Raw genomic sequence first — 18,730 nt, 5'->3', positions numbered from 1 at the left:
GTAGCGGAATCCCTCGCAGTCTGTCGTGTTGCGAACCCAGACGTCGACCCCAAACGCAGGAAATATGGATAAGCTGCAAGCGTTAGAAAGCACTGTGGATTCACTGATCGCCCGCTGCCAACAGCTGGCCGAAGACAATCGTGAACTGCGCCGGCAGGAAGCCGACTGGCTACGCGAGCGCCAGCGCCTGATAAAAAATAATGAGGCCGCCCGCTCGCGGGTCGAAGCTATGATTAATCGTCTTAAAGGGCTAACGCAAGATTCCTGATGTCTGACTCCGTACCAACATCTGAAACAGTCACCGTATCTATTCTGGGCAAAGAGTACCGTGTGGCCTGTGCAGACCACGAGCGCGCAGGCCTGCAGGCTTCCGCGCACCTTCTGCACGAGCGCATGGCGCGTATCCGCTCAACGGGTACCGTTATTGGCATTGAGCGTATCGCCGTTATGGCCGCACTGAATATTGCTCACGAATTGATCCAGGCCAAAGCAGAATTGAGTAGTATTCCTCTCCAGGAGGAAATGATCGACCGCCTAAAGGACAAAGTACAAAATGCGTTAGGTGAGATAGACCCGGAGCAGGAAACCCAGTCACCGCAAGGATAAAGGTATACGCCTTCCTAATTACAGGCACAACAATTTCCTTTAAATTTCCAGTTAACACCCCCCTGCCCAAGTTATAATTAACCTATACCCTGGGGTGTTGGCCAGCAGACTATGTCCTTGAGCCGATAATCTTACCCCGGTGGTTTCCAGCGGGTGCTGGTGCGCAGGTCCGCCATGCAGCGGAAAGCCTTATGTACTCCGGATCCCACCACCTTGAACCTTACGGTTCAAGGCTCCGTCTACAGCCGCACACTCGGGGTTCCTATTTCATCTCCAGTCATTCCCCTACTAATGAGTGAAAATAAAACGCAACTGCGCCAACGTATGCGTGCGGGACGGCGGGGGCTCAGTGCTTATCAGCAGCGTTTGCATGGTCGTGCAGCAATTACCTTATTGAGCCGAATACCACAGATAAAACGCGCCCGCCATATCGGTATGTTTTGGCCTATGGATGGTGAACTGGATGTTCGTCATTTGTTACGGCGTTATCCCAATAAGTATTTTTACTTGCCGGTACTGCCTGTAGAGCCACATCCGCACCTCGGCTTTAGGCGCTGGGCTGGCGAACCATTGTCATTCCGAAATCGCTTTAATATTCCCGAGCCGGTACGCAGCCCCAGTCGAGCACCGAATTTATTGGATTTGGTACTGGTACCGTTGGTGGCCTTTGACCCCAGCGGCGCCCGCCTGGGTATGGGTGCAGGCTTTTACGACCGAACTTTCGAACACAAACTACTGCTGCCGGGTACCGGGCCACAGCTGATTGGCGCTGCCCACCAATTGCAATGCGTGGAGCAATTGCCGACGGACAATTGGGATATACCTTTGGATATGGTGGTGACAGAAAAGCGTATCTATCGCTGCCGTTAATGTTGGAGTTAAAACAAAAAAGGCCGAACACTTTAAGTATTCGGCCTTTTTTGCTGTTTCGTGGGCAGAGCGCCCCCGGCATCAGCCTAACGGGTAACCACTCCCTGTTGCAGAGCAGCCGGTGGCTCAGATTCCGAGGCAAATACCTCGGTCAAACCACTGGTGCTCAGCAGAACGCCCGCGACAAAGACAACCACAGCGATTGTCAGCGCATCGGCTTTCATTGGGACCATCCTGTACAATCAATTTTTTTGTTATATGCGTTTCGCCTCGCATATGACCTGAGCCATAGCAAAAGTTCCACGATCAAAGAAGATACTGAAGAATCGGCGTGATAGTAACTGTTTATTGGATAATTTATGCGTTTTTTGTCGCATTTTTACGCAAAGGGGTTCGACAAAGCAGAAATTACAGTCTACACCCCAATAACTTCTGAGACGCTTAACCCAATTAAAGGTTTCTCTTCACCTCAGCTACCCAAGAAAAAGCGGTAAGCTGGATTTTCCGTTTCATCCCAAAAGGGATATTGCAGCTGCTCAAGTAAATCCAAAAGTTCTGTGCGAGCCTCGGGCTCGACTTGCAACCCAACCAATACCCGCCCATACGCAGCACCATGGTTACGATAGTGGAACAAGGTAATATTCCAGCGGCCGGCCAAGTGCTCGAGAAACTTCCGCAAGGCTCCGGGCCGCTCAGGAAATTCAAAGCGGTATACAACTTCATCGTGTAATCCAGGTACCCGCCCCCCACCAAGTGGCGAATATGTAACTTTGCCATCTCATTCTCGGTAAGGTCAGTTACCCGATAACCGCCCTCTTTAAGCTTGTCGACCATCTGGCGCCGATCGTTATCGGTAGCCACCTGCAGGCCAACAAAAATATGTGCCTCTTCATCTCCTGCATAGCGATAATTAAACTCGGTAATAGCCCTGTCACCTAAGTCACGACAAAATCTCAGGTAGCTGCCTGGGCTTTCGGGAATACGAACCGCAAGTACCGCCTCGCGCTTTTCGCCAGTTTCTGTGCGCTCGCTAATATAACGCAGCCGATCGAAGTTGATGTTGGCTCCGCTACAAACAGTGGCGAGAGCCGAATTGCGGCAATCAGTCTGTTCAATAAACCTCTTCAGCCCCGCCAACCCAACAGCCCCAGCCGGCTCGGCGATAGAACGGGTATCCTCAAAAATATCTTTAATCGCTGCACAGATCTCATCGGTACTCACGGTGATCACACCATCCACTGTTTCACTTAGAACTCGGAATGTCTCCTCACCAATTTGCGCTACGGCAACACCATCAGCAAACAACCCTACTTGGGGTAGGCGCAAACGCTCTCCACTTTCCAGGGCAACTTTCAAGCATGCGGCATCTTCAGGCTCCACCGCATAAACCTTTGTTTCCGGCCTTACATACTTGATGTAGGTAGCCATGCCGGCAGCCAGCCCACCTCCACCCACGGGAATAAATACAGCTTCAAGGTTGCCAGAGTATTGGCGCAGCATCTCCATAGCCACAGTTCCCTGGCCAGCGATCACATCCGGGTCGTCATAGGGGTGTACAAAAACCAGGTCGCGTTCCTTCACTAGTTTCCTGGCACGCGCGGCAGCCTCATCAAAGGTATCCCCGTGTAATACCACTTCAGCTCCGCGCATTCTCACAGCATTAACTTTGATCAGAGGTGTGGTCTTCGGCATCACAATCGTTGCACGCACCCCCAACTGGGCTGCACCCAATGCCAATCCCTGAGCATGATTGCCAGCCGATGCCGTGATTACCCCACGAGCACGTTGCTCAGGGGGCAGTTGTAACAACTTGTTATAAGCACCGCGAATTTTGAAGGAAAATACTGGCTGCAGGTCTTCCCGCTTGAGCAGAATGCGGTTACCCAGGCGGTGGGATAGCTGGCGCATCGGTTCTAATGGCGTCTCGGTGGCGACATCGTAAATGCGCGCGTCTAAAATGCGCTTGATATAAGACTTGGGCATGATGTGTATCGGCTGCCGTTGCGATTAATTTCTATGCACGACTCAGGAAAGCCTAGTAGCGTAAGCACTGGCAAAACACTCCCAGCACGCGCAACACCGGCAGGCCAGTCTAAGTCTTGATCAGCACAATTGCCAACAATTTGGCCTTATTGCGCTTTTTTTGTCGAAAGGTAAAAATAAAGCATAAATAATTGCAAAGGAAACTATCCAGAGTATGACCCAGGATGAACTGAAGCAGGCCACTGCCCGCGCCGCTATAGACTATATCTCCCCTCGCCTGGAAGCTGACTCCATCGTCGGAGTGGGCACAGGCTCCACAGCCAATTTCTTTATCGACTATCTGGCGGAGATCAAAGGCAAGTTCGACGGTACTGTCGCCAGCTCAGAAGCCTCGGCACAAAGGCTAAAATCTCATGGAATTCCGGTCTATGAGCTGAATAGTGTAGATAGCATCCAATTTTATGTAGACGGTGCCGATGAAGCTAATCCGGCACTGGAACTAGTCAAGGGAGGCGGTGCCGCCCTAACTAGGGAGAAGATTGTCGCGGCTTGTTCCGATGAGTTTATCTGCATCGCCGATGAGAGTAAGTCTGTAAAGATCCTTGGAGACTTCCCACTGCCGGTGGAGGTGATTCCCATGGCGCGCTCCCTGGTAGCCCGAGAGCTGGTCAAGCTCGGCGGGGACCCGGTTTACCGCCAGGGGGTTATTACCGATAACGGCAATGCAATTCTCGATGTGTACAATCTAAAGATCGAACAACCTGTCGCACTGGAAGAAGCAATCAATAATATTACCGGTGTGGTTACCAATGGCATCTTTGCCAAGCGCCCAGCAGACTTGCTACTGCTCGGAACCAGCACCGGAGTCAAAACCATCACCGCCTAACTGTGCAGTAAATTTATGCAAGAAAATAATAAAAAAAATGGGATTCTGGTGGCGCTGCTTGGCGCCACTGTCCTGAGCGTGGGCTGCGCCACTAGCCCACCCAGTAACCCTGACAATATCTGTTCTATTTTCCGCGAGAAAAAAGGCTGGTATGACGACGCCAAGGCGGCAGAGGAGGAATGGGGCTCCCCGGTTGCAGTGATGATGGCAATCCTGCATCAGGAATCGCGCTTCGTACATGATGCGCGCCCACCGCGCAGCAAGATACTGGGCTTTATTCCCGGACCCCGCCCCTCAGATGCCTATGGTTATGCTCAAGCACTGAAAAATACTTGGCGCGGATATCAACGTTCCACATTTAGTTATGGTGCGGACCGGGATGATTTTGGCGATGCCATAGACTTTGTCGGCTGGTATAACAACACGAGTGCGCGCCGCTGCCAAATCCAGTCCAGAGACAGTTATCACCTGTATCTGGCCTATCACGAAGGACACGGTGGTTTTAATCGACGCAGCTTTAAAAATAAGGCCTGGCTCAAGAAGGTGTCACATAAGGTCTCCGCGCGTGCCCAGCGCTATCAGCAACAACTTAATAGCTGCGAGCAATCCCTAAAGAGGCGCAAGAAATTCCTCGGTCTTTTTTAGGTCCAACCAGTCGAGATCAAAAATTCGCGCGAGTGGCGGGGAAAGGCGCCACGTCCGCGCCGAAACTGGCTACCCTGAAACTAATGTCCCATAGCTGAAAGCACTAAGCTCTCACCTAGTTCCGTACATAACGCCCATTGCCCTAACGTGACGCTGGGTGCTCCCTCTGAGAAGCAAAAGCGTCCACCGACTTTGGAGTGCCCAATGAAGCCCTTTGCCAAATTCCTAACCCTATTTGCCCTGTTGCTCACTGTCCCATTCGTCGCTGCACAACCCGCGTCCCCTCAGGCTAACGCCCCCAAAACCAGTGCCCCCAAGGTATCCTTCAGTGAACCTCAGCTCAAGCAGTTTGCCGACGCCTACCGTTCTATTGTCATGCTGAGTCGGGAATATGCCCCAAAACTTAAGGCTGCTGCTGATATCAAGGAAGCCGAGGCTCTTAATAAAGAGGCCCAAGGCAAAATGATTGCCGCAATCGAGAAAACAGGCTTATCCAAGAGCAAATACCAGGAAATAGCCAACAGCATTAAATCCAACCCGGCACTGTTGGAGAAAGTTAATAAGATACTGCAACAAACCCATACCAAGCCGCAGCAATGAATACAGGCGGCACATCAACCTGATGTGCCGCACTAGTCATCCAGGGTGATTTCCAACACCTGGCAAATGGCCGGCAAATTACTTTTCACCCAGACTCGGTCAAAAGACCCCCAGTCTCGCAGCAGATAATAGCCATCGTTGTGGCGCACTCCCTCCTGGACGAATTCCACTCGGGTTCCGTGACCAGGCAGCCCCTTGGCGATTATGTCCTGCACTGTGCGGCGCGGCCAACCAGTCACCTCTTCCAGGGCCGGATTATTCGGGCGGGGAATCTGCTCAATTAAGTATGCAATCAACATGCGCCGACAGATTGTCGGATTCAGCTGGCTCTCAACAGTTGCGGACGGCATTTGGCCACTCCCTCATTGGCATGTAGCTTAATTGTTAACCTCTATGACCTTGAGGTCTAGTGATTAGACGACCTCATCCTCTCCCGCCGCAGGCCTTTTTCCAAAGTAAGCTCTTCCAGCGAGCTACCCGATAAGCACTACAACGAAACGGGATAAAATTTTTCGTTTAAACCTAAATAATGAATAAAAACATGTAATTAGCAGCAGAGATTTCAATATTAGAAAAGTGCATCAGGCACATTTCGCGCCATTCTATTGATCGATAGGGGTCACCTCCCTTATCACTTTGTTACTCCCACCGGCGATAAACCTGACTTTCTGACGCGCATTGCGCATAATCCATGCCTGCACTTGAGCGAAAATATGCAGCTTACAAAATAAAGTTGAGGGCTGAGAGAGTGGAAACTGAAAACCCCAAACTCCACGAGGACCCGGGTATACCTGCCACGGTCGTGCGCGCCCAACTGGTTGGTGCCCACAAAGCAGGATTGGACTGCTTGCAGATACTGCACGACAGCGGTATAGATCCCACCCTGCTTGAGGACCCTGATAACCGCATCAGCCGCGATCAGATGGCCAACCTGCTACGCAGGGAATGGGATCTGCTGAATGACGAATCGGGGGGCTTTCTGGCTCGTCCGTGGCTGCCTGGCACCTTCGCCATGATGGGACATGCCTGTATCAGCTGCCCAAACCTGCGTCGTGCCCTTCTGCGCTCCGGACGGTTTATCAGCATGGTCAGTGATGACCTGCATATCAAATTGGTGGAGGATGGCGAGGAAGCTCGCTTGATTATCCATCACACTAATGACAAGAACCTGCCCAACCAGATTTTTGTCGAGTCTATCGCAGTTATATGGCTGCGCTTCTTTAGCTGGTTGATCGATCGCACCATTCTCCTTGAGCGCGTTTTACTGGCCTTCCCTCAGCCAGATTACAACGAAGATTACAGTGAAATGTTTCCCTGTCGGCATTATTTCAATCAAGCCGAAACCTGCTTGGTATTCAGTACTCGCTACCTGCAAATGCCACTGGTGCGCGATGAACAGCAACTGGCCGAATTCTTGTCCCGTGCTCCCGAGTGTCTTCTCACCCAATACAAATCTGACCACAGCTTCACCGGCCGCATTAGGCGTATGCTGCAACAACAAAACAGCATAGAAAACCTATCCCTCGACGATGTAGCCGCACGCCTGTATACATCCCCACAGACGCTTCGCCGAAGACTCAAGGAGGAGGGTAATAGCTGGCAGGATATCAAGGACTCAGTGCGCCGAGATATGGCTGTATACCAGTTAAAACAACAGGAGACTGCAGTAGCAGAAATTGCTGAGCGACTTGGCTTTTCCGAGCCCAGCGCCTTCAACCGCGCCTTTAAAAAGTGGACAGGCCTTGCCCCCGGCGCCTACCGGGAAAAATTCCGCAATGATTAAAGAAAATCCGAAAACTAAATTCTCTTTGGCTTAATGCAAAAATCAGAAAACTAATTGCCCCAAAATACAGCCCCACAAAATTAGCGGGGCTTTTTGCTCCTTTGACTTTCACGAGCTCTGTTATCAATTTTCAGTTGCTAAAAGTTACCACCCGCACGCTGATACGCTCATTACTCATCTTTCTCTGTTCTCTCTTCTCAGCTTCATCCTCTGGGACCTCCTTGGCAGATCCCATACCGGTAGCGGTAATTCTGTTAGCCGCGATTCCCTTCTGCAAGAGTATCTCCCGCACTACATCTGCACGCTCCTGGGAAATCTCCTGTTCCTGGATTTCATTACCCTCACCCTTTACATGCCCCTCAATAGCAATGCTCAGGTTCGGGTTTTCCTGCATTATTTTTGCCAGAGCATTGATATCAGGTGCCGAAGGATCGAGAATCTTCGCAGTCCCCCCTTCAAATTGAACCCTGAGTGGAAACTCCCGGTCAGGCTCCCGGGCAAAACTCTTCAAATAGTCGCGCAGGTTGCTGGCAAAATCATCCGGTCCAAGTTCCGCCTGGGTATTGCTATCGGTTAATGGGGAGTCTCCAACGGGCTCAGAAGGCGATTCCATAAAAGCCTGCTCCTGAGAAGTCAAAGAGGGGCGATTCTCAGGCGCCTCCTCCCTTCCCTTATCCATGCACATATTCAGCGCATAAAGAGCCACCAATACAAGTAACAGCGGAAAAAACCAGCTGCTGAAACTTACTGGTTTACGCTTTTCACCATTACCGTGCAGAGCTTCTGGGCGGGGTTCTTGTGGTTTGGCATGGCCGTGAGTAATCAGTGATGCACCCAATTGATCAAAGCTGGGAACATTTAGGGCTTTGAGCAATGCATCGGGGACTTTGCCCTGGAGAAATTCACGTTGGCCGATCAGGAAAGATGCCAAATCAGAAACATCCATTTTGTGCATCTTTACTTGGCCATTCAGTAAGGATGTAACAATTGGCAGGACCAACTGGAGCAGGCGGCTGCCATCGCCACTAGGCAATGTCGATGAAGCCAGTTTTTTCACTTCTTCAGTACTGGTACCAAAAACCTTTTGCAACATTCCTGCGCCGGTTTGCAAAATGGCACCGAGTTTGTCTTTGTCAGAAAAACTCTCTGTTACCGTCGAGAGGTCCAGTGCTTCATTATCGGTAATCATATTGAATAAATATCCCATACCGGTTTTGCTGCTGGCTTTATTCAGCATACCGGCCAGGGAATACGCGATACCACTATCCAGTGCCGCTTGGCCTTTCTCTGCCGGAATATTGAGGGCCGAAGCCAGCGCACCAGTGCCCGAAGCACCCAACTGGCTCGCTGTTATTTCCAGTAGATTTTCTGCCATAGCCAAACCTCACTGCCAATATTCGCGCAATCTACCAATAGCCTTCTCGGGTCCCAGTACGCGAAAAATTCAATATCATTCAAATAGTTATTGCGTAATTACCAAGCCTGCGCCCCCAAATTGCACCCGTGTTTTCTCTTTACGAAGCAAATTGATCCGCCAAAAAATTTTGGTGAACAATAAAAAATAGAGCGCCTTATTTGAGTGTACGGCAGCCGAGTCACCGGGTTAGTTTGATTTGGAATAATGAATAAAAATTATCTTCACTCACTTGATAACCACAGCAGACATCTGCGTCACCGTCCCTGTCGTCTTTCATCATTGCACCTAATCTGCACGTAACTATGGTTATACCCACAATCAAAAATAAAGAGGCGAGAACCGTGCCCACAACAGAAGCCTATATTTACGATTCAATCCGCACCCCCGCGGAAAGGGAAAATCCAGCGGAGCACTACACGAAGTCAAACCCATCACCCTGCTTTCCGGCTTACTGCGAGAATTACAGGGTCGCAACCAATTGGACACCGCCAAGGTCGATGACATCGTCATGGGTTGTGTCACAGCAATCGGCGATCAGGGTGCAGATATTGCTAAGGTGGCCGCTCTCACCGCTCAATGGAACCAGGATATTGGTGGCGTCACCCTCAACCGCTTCTGTGCATCCGGTGCCGAAGCCGTCAATTTGGCAGCAGCCAAGGTACGCTCAGGTTGGGAGCACCTGGTCGTGGCCGGCGGAGTGGAATCCATGTCCAGAGTGCCAATGGGCAGTGACGGCGGCGCCTGGGCCCTGGACCCTCGAACCGCTATAGACACCAGTTTTGCTCCCCAGGGTATCGGCGCCGACCTGATTGCCACCCTCGGCGGTTTTTCCCGCGAGGATGTGGATAACTTTGCCCTCGAATCACAGCGCAAAGCTGCTGCAGCCTGGGAAAGAGGCGCCTTTGCCAAGTCAATCATTCCAGTACTAGATGAAAATGGCCTGCTAATCCTGGACAGAGACCAGCTTGTGCGGCCCGACACTTCCCTTGAGGGCCTGGCAAACCTAAACCCCTCCTTTGCCGGTATGGGGGACCTGTGCTTCGACAGCATTGCCATTTCCCGTTATCCACAAGTGGAGTCAATTCACCATGTACACACCGCCGGTAATTCCTCAGGGATCGTCGATGGCGCTGCTGCAATCCTGATTGGCAGCGAGCAGGCCGGTCGCGATCTGAATCTGACACCGCGGGCGCGTATCATTTCCGCAGCTGTTGTTGGCAGCGAACCCACCATCATGCTGACGGGCCCTGCACCGGCCACACGGAAGGCCCTTAAGGCTGCAGGCCTAACCCCGCAGGATATAGACCTCTACGAAGTGAACGAAGCCTTCGCCTCAGTAGTACTCCGTTTCCAGCACGAGTTGGATATCGATCCACAAAAGCTCAATGTGAATGGCGGCTCTATCGCTATGGGCCACCCACTGGGAGCCACCGGCGCCATGCTGATTGGCACTGTGTTGGACGAACTGGAACAGCGGCAGCAGCGTTACGGCCTTGTGACCTTGTGCGTGGGTGGTGGTATGGGCGTAGCAACCATAATTGAGCGGGTTTAAGGGGGACAAAAAAATGAAATCTATTCGCCTAGAAAAAGACAGCGACAACATTGTCCACCTGATTATGGACAATCCCAATGCGTCGGCCAATGTGATGGACAAAGACTTTACCGACTCTCTCCAAGCCGTAGTGGAACAACTGCAAAAACAGGACTACAAAGGCATCATTGTTCGTTCAGCTAAAAAACTTTCTTTGCTGGTGGCGACCTTAAATCTCTCTACTCTGCTCAACGAGACGACGCCGAAGCATTTTTTGCCTCATGTGAATCGCTAAAAGCCAACCTGCGCTGGCTGGAAACCCAGGGCAAACCCGTTGTGGCTGCGATTAATGGTGCCGCACTGGGTGGCGGCTGGGAAATTGCCCTTAGCTGCCACCAGCGGATAGCCCTGGATGACGGAGCAGTTAAAATCGGCCTTCCCGAGGTCACGCTTGGCCTTCTTCCCGGTGGTGGTGGCTGTGTACGGATGCCCCGCTTATTGGGTATCCAAAATGCCCTGCCTTTCCTACTCGAGGGCAAGCAGGTGCGAGCAAAACAAGCCCTGGAAGCCGGTCTGCTTCACCAGACAGCCAGCGACGCAGATGACTTGTTAAATAAAGCGCGTGCTTTTATCCAGGCCAGCAGCGATACCCAGGTTTTACAGCCCTGGGATAAGCCCGATTACCGCATGCCTGGCGGGGATGCCAAGAACCCCAAAAATGCCCAGCTGCTAATGATCGCCCCAGCCATGCTGGAAAAGAAAACCCGTGGATGTCTACCTGCTCCCGAGGCAATCCTCGCTACCGTAGTCGAGGGCGCACAGGTAGATTTTGAAACGGCAACACGCATCGAGTCACGTCACTTTGTCGAACTCACATGCGGGCAGGTGGCGAAAAATATGATTGGCACATTCTGGTTTGCTCTCAATGAGCTGAAGGCCGGTGCCTCCCTACCTCAGGACACTCGCAAACTGGAGACTCAGCCTATACAAAAAATTGGGATCTTGGGCGCCGGCATGATGGGCTCTGCAATAGCTTATGCCTGCGCCAGTAAAGGGGTCGAGGTAGTCCTAAAAGATGTCTCTATGGAGGCCGCCCTAAAGGGTAAAAGCTATGCGGAGAACTCTCTGCAAAAGCGCCTGCAGCGCGGTCGTACCGATGAAGTGCGTATGCAATCCATCCTGTCCCGTATCCTCCCCACCGACAACGCGTCTGATCTAACCGGCTGCGAACTGGTAATTGAAGCAGTCTTTGAGGATCGCGAACTAAAAGCCAAAGTCACCCGCGAAGCGGAGGCAGAGTTAAGTAACGACGCTGTCTTCGCATCCAATACGTCAACCTTGCCCATTACTGGGCTTGCGAAAGCGTCAGCACGTCCAAAAAACTTTATTGGCATGCACTTTTTCTCCCCCGCCGACAAAATGCCTCTGGTGGAAATTATCTGCGGAGAGGAAACCGGTGAGGAAACTCTGGCCCAAGCCTTTGCTTTCGTATTGCAAATAGGCAAAACCCCTATTGTAGTTAATGACAGCCGTGGCTTTTTTACTTCAAGGGTATTCGGCTGCTTTACCAATGAAGGGATTGGCATGCTCAGCGAGGGCGTAAACCCCGCCACTATTGAGAACGCTGCTTCCCTAGCAGGATTCCCGGTAGGTCCCTTGGCAGTTAGCGATGAGGTTTCCTTAACACTAATGGGAAAAATTCGTCAGCAAACTATCAACGATTTACAAAAAGAAGGGAAAACAGCTCCTACTCATCCAGCCGACGCCGCGATAGACCATATGTTGGAACTAGGCCGTGCCGGTAAAGCTGCGGGTGGCGGGTTTTACTCCTACCCAGAAGGCGGCAAAAAACACTTATGGGCAGGACTACATCAGGAGTTCCCGCTCTCTAATCAACCGCCAATAGAAGATATCAAAGAGCGCCTGCTATTTATCATGGCGCTAGAAACCTTGCGCTGCTATGAAGAGAAAGTACTGCGCAGTGTGCGAGATGCAAATATCGGCTCCATTTTTGGTATTGGCTTCCCACCCTGGACAGGTGGATCCCTGCAATATATCAATCAGTATGGCGTTGCTAAGTTTGCCCAGCGTGCGCAGCAGCTTGCGGAAGCTTATGGAGAAAGATTTTCTCCTCCGGCAGTATTGATAGAACTGGCAGAATCCAGGGAAAGCCTGAAAGACAAAGAGTAATTCCAGAAGCAGTATTTACGTACCTTTCAAACCCGTGGCCCGCAAGGTGCCGCGGGGTCAGTATTTCTGCAACAATACCTTTCTCACACAAAACCAATACAAATGAGACTATTTTTATACTGATCTAAGCACTTACTATTATCCGAAGTTCCAGATAATAACGAATAAAGATGGAGTAACTGATGATACCGAGAACTGTTTACAACGAAGAACATGAGCAATTTCGCGATACAGTGCGTAAGTTCCTCGAAAATGAAGCCATCCCCTACCATGGCCAGTGGGAAAAAGATGGGCAAGTCGATCGTGCTTTATGGAATAAAGCTGGAGAGATGGGGTTCTTATGCCCGCAAATTCCAGAGGCTTATGGCGGCTTGGAACTGGACTACGGTTACAACTCCATTCTCGATGAAGAAGTTGCCCGCGCCGGATTGTCAGGTATTGGCTGGGGACTTCATTCGAATATAGCCGTGCCTTATATCATCAAATATGGTACAGAAGAGCAGAAGAAAAGATTGCTGCCCAAGTGCATTAGCGGTGAGATAGTTACCGCAATTGCCATGACTGAACCCGGCGCAGGCTCAGACTTGCAGGGAGTGAAAACCACAGCCATCAAACAGGACGATCACTACCTGCTCAATGGCTCTAAAACATTTATTACCAACGGCCAGCATGCTGACCTCGTCATAGTAGTTGCTAAAACTGATCCCAGTGAAGGGGCCTCTGGAGTTAGCTTACTATTAGTGGATGCAGACTCTCCAGGGTTCAAGAGGGGCACCAACCTGGAAAAAATTGGTATGAAAGCCCAGGATACCTCCGAGCTATTTTTTGATGATGTAAAGGTACCGGTAGAAAATTTGTTGGGAGCCGAGGGCCAGGGATTTATCTACCTAATGCAGGAATTACCTCAAGAGCGCCTCAGCGTGGCCATCTTTGCAATGGCCAATGCTGAAGCCGCCCTGCAGTGGACTCTCGACTATGTGCGAGAGCGCAAAGCTTTTGGAAAACCTATCTCGGCTTTCCAGAATACACAATTTAAATTAGCTGAACTCGACAGTGAACTCACTGCACTGCGTGTTTTTGTAGACCGCTGTTTGGAGCTACATTATGAGAAAAGGCTCGATGTCGCTACCGCCGCCAAAGCAAAATTACTCAGTACTGATTTTCAGTGTAAATTACTTGATGAATGTGTTCAGTTACATGGCGGTTTCGGCTATATGTGGGAGTACCCCATTGCCCGTGCCTGGGCGGATGCTCGTGTCCAGCGTATTTATGCAGGTACCAATGAGATCATGAAACTGATTATTTCACGCGAACTCCTTCGCGATACCTGATCACCAGTAGCCGATTAGCTGCCTGCTTATCGGCTAGTCCTCTCACAGTACAATGCACTATCGCTAATAACTTCTGATCTCGAACTACCACGAGACCAGATTATTCACATAATCATATAAAGATAAAACAGGCTTGCGATGCTATGAAAGATCAGAATGCCCCCCTGCAAGGCCTCAAGATACTTGATTTCTCCACCCTTTTACCGGGTCCCTATGCCACTATGTTATTGGCCGATATGGGGGCTGATGTTTTACGGGTCGAGTCCCCAACGCGTCCAGATATGTTGCGCAGCTTCCCACCCATGGTTGATACTAAGCATCCCCTTTCAGCGGCGCACGCTACAATCAATCGTAATAAAAAATCCCTGGCACTTGATCTAAAAAAACCGGAAGCAAGGGAGGTTATTCGCCGTTTACTTGGGAAATACGATATTGTCATTGAGCAATTTCGACCCGGTGTTATGGATAGGCTTGGATTTGGATATGAGTCCCTTCAAATCATCCGCCCAGATATCATTTATTGCTCAATCACCGGATACGGGCAAACAGGCCCACTGAAACAGCGCGCCGGTCACGATATCAATTACCTGGCTCGCTGCGGACTAGCCAGCTATTCAGGCAGGAGTAAAAGCGGCCCCAGCCTAAGTGGTATGCAAATTGCCGATATTGCTGGTGGTTCGCACCACGCGGTAATGGCGATTCTGGCCGCTGTATATAAGCGTCAGCAAACCAATAGCGGGACATATATTGATATCAGCATGACCGACTGCGCATTTGCCCTAAATGCCATTAGCGGAGCTAATGCCCTGACTGAAAGTTGTGATCCGAAGTTGGAAATGGAACTTCTTAATGGTGGTAGCTTCTATGATTATTATCAAACTGCGGATGATCGTCACCTGGCCGTGGGTAGCCTGGAACCGCAATTTGCTGAGGCATTTTTTGTAGGCATAGGTCATCCAGAGTGGGAAGACCGTATATTTGATGAAACTCAACAAAATCAACTTAAACAAGATATTGCCAACATCATTATCCAGCGTGAGCTTATAGAATGGATACGTGTTTTTGAAAAAAGCGACGCCTGTGTAGAACCCGTGCTCAGCTTCAATGAAGCCGCTGAAAGTTCTCTAATGCAAGAACGCAAAATGCTAAGTGTGGCATTAACAGCTAACGGAAATAGGGTCAAGCAAATAAATACCCCTTTTCATTTTGGCAATGAAAAAAGTCAACAACATATAGCAGGCGCAGATCTTGGTGAGCACAGCGAAGGTATATTATTGTCTTTGGGATTCACCCAGGACGAAGTAAAGCAAATCTGTGCTCAAAGCACTTCTTGCTAAAGACTCAGGAATAACTGGTCGTCTTTAGCAGTTCTCAATATGGACAAGCTATGACTCATAGAAATAAAGGGCTTACAGGCTAGCTAGTGCAAACTAGCTCTTAATCATCATTTTATGAAAGGAAGTACAAGTTATTAACTATTTTCAGTGTCGATTTGTTAATCAGCTCAACAATCACTGGATCTAAGAATCAGGCTCACAAAAAACAGATTCTTCCGATCACACCTAATACTGCGCTCTACCCTCTCAATTGTATTTATGGTACTGCTTGGGCATAATTTAACGTGATAAAAATAACCCTAGGATTCGAGATTTATGACAAATCCTTTCTGGCGATTTATCGCCGCCCGGAGGGCGATTTTTCGCAAGTCCTCCTACCTTCGCGTTACCGGTTGGCTTGAATCATTTAAGCGTGGCTACCCTTGTGATGTAGATGGCAATGCTCTTCCATGGATGAATTATCCTGTAATTCACTTTCTCAAAGAGCGCCTAAGTAAAGATATCAATGTATTTGAGTTTGGAAGTGGTTTTTCAACCCTATTTTATGCCGAGCGGGTATCTTCAATACAAAGTGTGGAAGACAATCCCAAGTGGTTTGAAACAATGGCTAAGCAATTACCAGATAATGCCAAAGTCATTTTGCAAGAGGCGGATGAAGATGGAGAGTATTGCCGGTCAATCAACAAATTTGAACAGAATTTCCAGCTTGTGGTAGTGGATGGACGTGACCGGGTAAACTGCTTTAAACAAAGTTTATCTCGCTTAACCGGTGACGGGGTCATATTGCTGGATGATTCATCCCGCAGTAAATATTCTCCAGCTATTGATCTTGGAAAATCTGCTGGATTTAAAGTTCTTCACTTTGAGGGGATTAAACCCACGACAACAGGTTTACACCGCACCAGTTTGTTTTATCGATCGGAAAATTGCCTGGGTCTATAATCAAGATCATTTAGCTCCGAAATAAAGTTAGTTACAACTTATCTACTCAGCCTAAAAAATAAGAAAACTATCAATGTCTCCCCATTTTAACTGGGGAGACAATGGATTTGAGAACTTCATCATTCTCAAACGGGACACCGGTTGAGTCAGAATACCTGGTCAGCATATTGAACCAACTTAACAGAAAGATTGCCCTGCAGGCCATGTCATAGGTTCCATAATGATCCACAAAGGCCTTCACTGAATCTTCAGACATTTTTGCGTTATTGGTTATTTCATCACAGGCCTTGCAAAGCACCTGGTGCCAGGTTTCCAGAGGGCCTAAATCATCAGAAAGCACTATATCAACAATTTCTTGAGGGAGTGCAGCGGTCTTTCGATGAAAATTTATTTCATACTGAGAATCATTATCCTTACAAATACGATAAAGAATAATTTCCCGATCATCATCCGGCAAATAATCATCACTAAATAACGCAGAAACTACCGAATATATTTCGGGTGCAATTCCAGTCCTAGCTAGCATTAATGCGATATTGACAGGTGGTAAACCCTGCAATAACTCTTGAGTTTTATTGTCGAAGTCCTGTACTGAAGCCAACGGTATTCTGCTCATAAGGCGCTCCACAAATGACTACTTGGACAAATTAAAGAGTTTATTTTTATAATCCATCCCGAGCGACCATCGTATTGTAGGACCAACTGAAAATTAATCCCTTTTTCAAATAGTTACTCACATATAAATTATAAAATGACTGCAGCGGTAAAAATATCTTTTGTATAACTGGCAACTCACTACCAGGCTAACTGTTTAAGCCCGAAGAATAAGCAACAATGTATTCCCCTCTGGAAAAAGTTCTTGAATCACCTTCGATGATTCATTAGGGTATATGGTTAAAATAAGTATCCACGTCCTGAATCTCCATATCTTATACTTCGATTGGAGCCATTTACGCCGATGAATTAAACCCGCACTCTATTGCGGTCCCTTTTAATCCTATGCAGGTGATTAATCCTATGCAGGTGGCGTAATTTCGACAAGAATATATCTTCCCTGAAAGTAGAAATACGCTGCCCAATTCGATCATCGGAGGGCATATGATAGCTATTTGTACTATTGAAAACCTTTCTCTAGCATTTGGAGATACATCTCTTTTCCAAAAAATGAATTTGGAATGACCTCCCGGTATGATCGGTCTAGTTGCGCCAATGGTTATGGTAAATCCACTTCTAAAAATACTCTGCGGGCAAACCTCAGCTGATAGCGATAGGGTATCCAGGAGAAGGCCCTACCACATGGTACAATAACCTAATGATCATCCTGAATTAAAGATCGTCGATTGTCTCGAACAAGGAAAGCTGTACGATATTTTTTAAGGTTAGAACGGGGGCATAAATCAGAAAATGATCTGATATCTTTAGCAGACTATTGGCACCTACCTCTTACTTGGCAGTACCAGCTAGAAGAGGCAAATATTATTGCTCCATTAGATACTTCCTTAAAAAAATTGAGCGGTGGACAGAGAGCCAGATTACTCCTTTCCCATGCATTTTCACTTTCAAATAACTTCCTGCTTATAGATGAACCTAGCAATCACCTTGATGAGAATGGATATAAATGGTTACGAGAAAAAATAATCAAGAATACAGGAGGAATATTAACAGCCTAAGATTTTATGGAGATGAATGCAGCACTTATATACAATAAAAAGAAGTGGAACAAACTGCTCTACTTCAAAAAGCAGAGGGTAATCGAAAAGCGTTAGACCAATTAAATAAAGTTAGACAGCAAAATATTAATAAATATGTCATTAGGCAACAGCAGGGTAAAAACAAAAGGAAACCTCAGAGTATGAGTCTTATGGATGCACAGAAAGATCGTGCAGAAAAAGGCCCTGGGAAATTAAAGCGTAATCTGGAGCAACGCCAATTACTGTTAGAAGCAAATCGAGATGGGATAAAAAACATCTACAATTGATTCACAAAGATTAAGACTACCGAAACTAACTCTCATTAATTGGAATTCTAGAAAGACGATACAATTACATATCGAAGATTTACAACTCCCTTATGGCTCTTATAAGAGGCCCATATCTTTGACTCCACGCAGAGAAGACCGTTGCAGGAGTTCCGGAATATATGGAAGCGGGAAATCTACATTATTAAAGGTCATCACTGGTCAGCTAAAAGCGCGAGGTGGTGTTTACAGAAATCATGATAGTTTTTGCTATTTAGATCAGGATTTCAGCATTCTCGACAAAGAATTATCCGCCTTAGACAATCTATCCAATTTCTATCCAGGTAAAAAGGAACCTGAATGGCGTACCATACTTGGAAGCCTGCAAATAAGAATAAATACGCCTCTGCGCCCCCTGAAGTGCCTAAGTGGAGGTGAGCAACTCAAAGTGGCGTTAATTGCAGCTACACGAGGCATTACCACCACGCTACTACTGGATGAACCGGATAATCACTTGCATCTGGCGTTCCCGCCAGCTATTAACAGATGCCATTGCAGAGTTTCCTGGCACGATTTTATTGGTCTCACACGATTTAAATTTTATTGATGCTATAGGTATCGACAGTCAACTTATACTGGACTAAGAGAAACC

Annotated in this window: 20 protein-coding genes, 1 other RNA gene and 2 pseudogenes; 18 read left to right on the top strand and 5 right to left on the bottom strand. The window is 48.5% G+C overall.

The window, feature by feature from the left end; genetic code table 11:
• Positions 1-64 precede the first annotated feature (64 nt).
• The 4 genes from P3339_RS01845 (at position 65) to P3339_RS01830 (ending at position 1,476) form a co-directional block, all read left to right on the top strand.
• Entirely contained in the window at positions 65-268 is a 204-nt protein-coding gene (locus P3339_RS01845) for a TIGR02449 family protein (protein WP_020414254.1), read from the top strand.
• Positions 268-606, top strand: a complete 339-nt coding sequence (locus P3339_RS01840) for a cell division protein ZapA (protein ID WP_020414253.1) — start codon at positions 268-270, stop codon at positions 604-606. Before P3339_RS01845 ends, P3339_RS01840 begins: the two co-directional genes overlap by 1 nt.
• A gap of 83 nt (positions 607-689) precedes the next feature.
• Positions 690-870, top strand: a non-coding RNA gene (gene ssrS, locus P3339_RS01835) — 6S RNA.
• Positions 871-897: 27 nt separating this feature from the next.
• Positions 898-1,476, top strand: coding sequence for a 5-formyltetrahydrofolate cyclo-ligase (locus P3339_RS01830; RefSeq protein ID WP_020414252.1), 579 nt, complete (start codon positions 898-900; stop codon positions 1,474-1,476).
• A gap of 86 nt (positions 1,477-1,562) precedes the next feature.
• Here the strand turns inward: P3339_RS01830 and P3339_RS01825 are convergent, their stop codons facing one another.
• Together P3339_RS01825 and ilvA are read right to left on the bottom strand one after the other, a co-directional pair.
• Entirely contained in the window at positions 1,563-1,700 is a 138-nt protein-coding gene (locus tag P3339_RS01825) for a hypothetical protein (RefSeq protein ID WP_157533578.1), read from the bottom strand.
• Positions 1,701-1,945: 245 nt separating this feature from the next.
• Positions 1,946-3,459, bottom strand: a pseudogene (gene ilvA, locus P3339_RS01820) (threonine ammonia-lyase, biosynthetic).
• A gap of 214 nt (positions 3,460-3,673) precedes the next feature.
• Between ilvA and rpiA the strand changes: the two are divergent.
• The 3 genes from rpiA (at position 3,674) to P3339_RS01805 (ending at position 5,590) form a co-directional block, all read left to right on the top strand.
• Positions 3,674-4,345: a ribose-5-phosphate isomerase RpiA gene (gene rpiA / locus P3339_RS01815; RefSeq protein ID WP_020414249.1), complete on the top strand. Its 672-nt coding sequence runs from the start codon at positions 3,674-3,676 to the stop codon at positions 4,343-4,345.
• Positions 4,346-4,360: 15 nt separating this feature from the next.
• Positions 4,361-4,990, top strand: coding sequence for a transglycosylase SLT domain-containing protein (locus P3339_RS01810; protein WP_020414248.1), 630 nt, complete (start codon positions 4,361-4,363; stop codon positions 4,988-4,990).
• A gap of 204 nt (positions 4,991-5,194) precedes the next feature.
• Positions 5,195-5,590, top strand: coding sequence for a DUF4168 domain-containing protein (locus tag P3339_RS01805; RefSeq protein WP_020414247.1), 396 nt, complete (start codon positions 5,195-5,197; stop codon positions 5,588-5,590).
• 32 nt (positions 5,591-5,622) lie between these two features.
• Here P3339_RS01805 and P3339_RS01800 read toward each other — a convergent pair whose 3' ends face one another.
• Positions 5,623-5,940, bottom strand: coding sequence for a helix-turn-helix domain-containing protein (locus tag P3339_RS01800; protein ID WP_020414246.1), 318 nt, complete (start codon positions 5,938-5,940; stop codon positions 5,623-5,625).
• A gap of 398 nt (positions 5,941-6,338) precedes the next feature.
• Here P3339_RS01800 and P3339_RS01795 point away from each other — a divergent pair, with 398 nt between their 5' ends.
• Entirely contained in the window at positions 6,339-7,373 is a 1,035-nt protein-coding gene (locus tag P3339_RS01795) for an AraC family transcriptional regulator (protein WP_245556709.1), read from the top strand.
• A gap of 130 nt (positions 7,374-7,503) precedes the next feature.
• Here the strand turns inward: P3339_RS01795 and P3339_RS01790 are convergent, their stop codons facing one another.
• Complete coding sequence (locus P3339_RS01790; protein WP_282952244.1) at positions 7,504-8,748, bottom strand: OmpA family protein; 1,245 nt, start codon at positions 8,746-8,748, stop codon at positions 7,504-7,506.
• Between the two features lie 472 nt (positions 8,749-9,220).
• Between P3339_RS01790 and P3339_RS01785 the strand changes: the two genes are divergently transcribed.
• The 7 genes and pseudogenes from P3339_RS01785 to P3339_RS01755 all read left to right on the top strand — a co-directional run bounded on the left by P3339_RS01785 (position 9,221) and on the right by P3339_RS01755 (position 16,121).
• Positions 9,221-10,342: an acetyl-CoA C-acetyltransferase gene (locus P3339_RS01785; protein WP_502867326.1), complete on the top strand. Its 1,122-nt coding sequence runs from the start codon at positions 9,221-9,223 to the stop codon at positions 10,340-10,342.
• Between the two features lie 13 nt (positions 10,343-10,355).
• On the top strand, positions 10,356-10,616 hold the full coding sequence (locus P3339_RS01780) for a hypothetical protein (protein ID WP_282952243.1): 261 nt from the start codon (positions 10,356-10,358) through the stop codon (positions 10,614-10,616).
• Positions 10,586-10,897, top strand: a pseudogene (locus P3339_RS01775) (enoyl-CoA hydratase-related protein); the annotation flags it as partial. The gene P3339_RS01780 and the pseudogene P3339_RS01775, both read left to right, overlap by 31 nt.
• Positions 10,898-11,008: 111 nt before the next feature.
• On the top strand, positions 11,009-12,511 hold the full coding sequence (locus P3339_RS01770; protein WP_353056906.1) for a 3-hydroxyacyl-CoA dehydrogenase NAD-binding domain-containing protein: 1,503 nt from the start codon (positions 11,009-11,011) through the stop codon (positions 12,509-12,511).
• A 182-nt stretch (positions 12,512-12,693) separates the two neighbouring features.
• A complete protein-coding gene (locus P3339_RS01765) occupies positions 12,694-13,842 on the top strand; it encodes an acyl-CoA dehydrogenase family protein (protein ID WP_020414241.1) in 1,149 nt (382 codons plus the stop codon).
• A gap of 143 nt (positions 13,843-13,985) precedes the next feature.
• Complete coding sequence (locus P3339_RS01760; RefSeq protein ID WP_282952242.1) at positions 13,986-15,179, top strand: CaiB/BaiF CoA transferase family protein; 1,194 nt, start codon at positions 13,986-13,988, stop codon at positions 15,177-15,179.
• Between the two features lie 315 nt (positions 15,180-15,494).
• Positions 15,495-16,121: a hypothetical protein gene (locus P3339_RS01755; protein WP_282952241.1), complete on the top strand. Its 627-nt coding sequence runs from the start codon at positions 15,495-15,497 to the stop codon at positions 16,119-16,121.
• Between the two features lie 70 nt (positions 16,122-16,191).
• Here the strand turns inward: P3339_RS01755 and P3339_RS01750 are convergent, their stop codons facing one another.
• Positions 16,192-16,737: a carboxymuconolactone decarboxylase family protein gene (locus tag P3339_RS01750; RefSeq protein ID WP_020414238.1), complete on the bottom strand. Its 546-nt coding sequence runs from the start codon at positions 16,735-16,737 to the stop codon at positions 16,192-16,194.
• 724 nt (positions 16,738-17,461) lie between these two features.
• Between P3339_RS01750 and P3339_RS01745 the strand changes: the two genes are divergently transcribed.
• The 3 genes from P3339_RS01745 to P3339_RS01735 all read left to right on the top strand — a co-directional run bounded on the left by P3339_RS01745 (position 17,462) and on the right by P3339_RS01735 (position 18,685).
• Entirely contained in the window at positions 17,462-17,791 is a 330-nt protein-coding gene (locus P3339_RS01745; RefSeq protein ID WP_282952240.1) for an ATP-binding cassette domain-containing protein, read from the top strand.
• A 44-nt stretch (positions 17,792-17,835) separates the two neighbouring features.
• Entirely contained in the window at positions 17,836-18,099 is a 264-nt protein-coding gene (locus P3339_RS01740) for a hypothetical protein (RefSeq protein ID WP_282952239.1), read from the top strand.
• A 118-nt stretch (positions 18,100-18,217) separates the two neighbouring features.
• On the top strand, positions 18,218-18,685 hold the full coding sequence (locus P3339_RS01735; RefSeq protein ID WP_282952238.1) for an ATP-binding cassette domain-containing protein: 468 nt from the start codon (positions 18,218-18,220) through the stop codon (positions 18,683-18,685).
• The last annotated feature ends 45 nt before the right edge of the window (positions 18,686-18,730 follow it).

Origin of the sequence: Microbulbifer sp. MLAF003, assembly GCF_030012965.1 — a bacterium.
GTDB lineage: Bacteria > Pseudomonadota > Gammaproteobacteria > Pseudomonadales > Cellvibrionaceae > Microbulbifer > Microbulbifer variabilis.
Note: the sequence above shows the minus strand (reverse complement) of the source record. Positions and strands in the feature narration are given on the sequence as shown.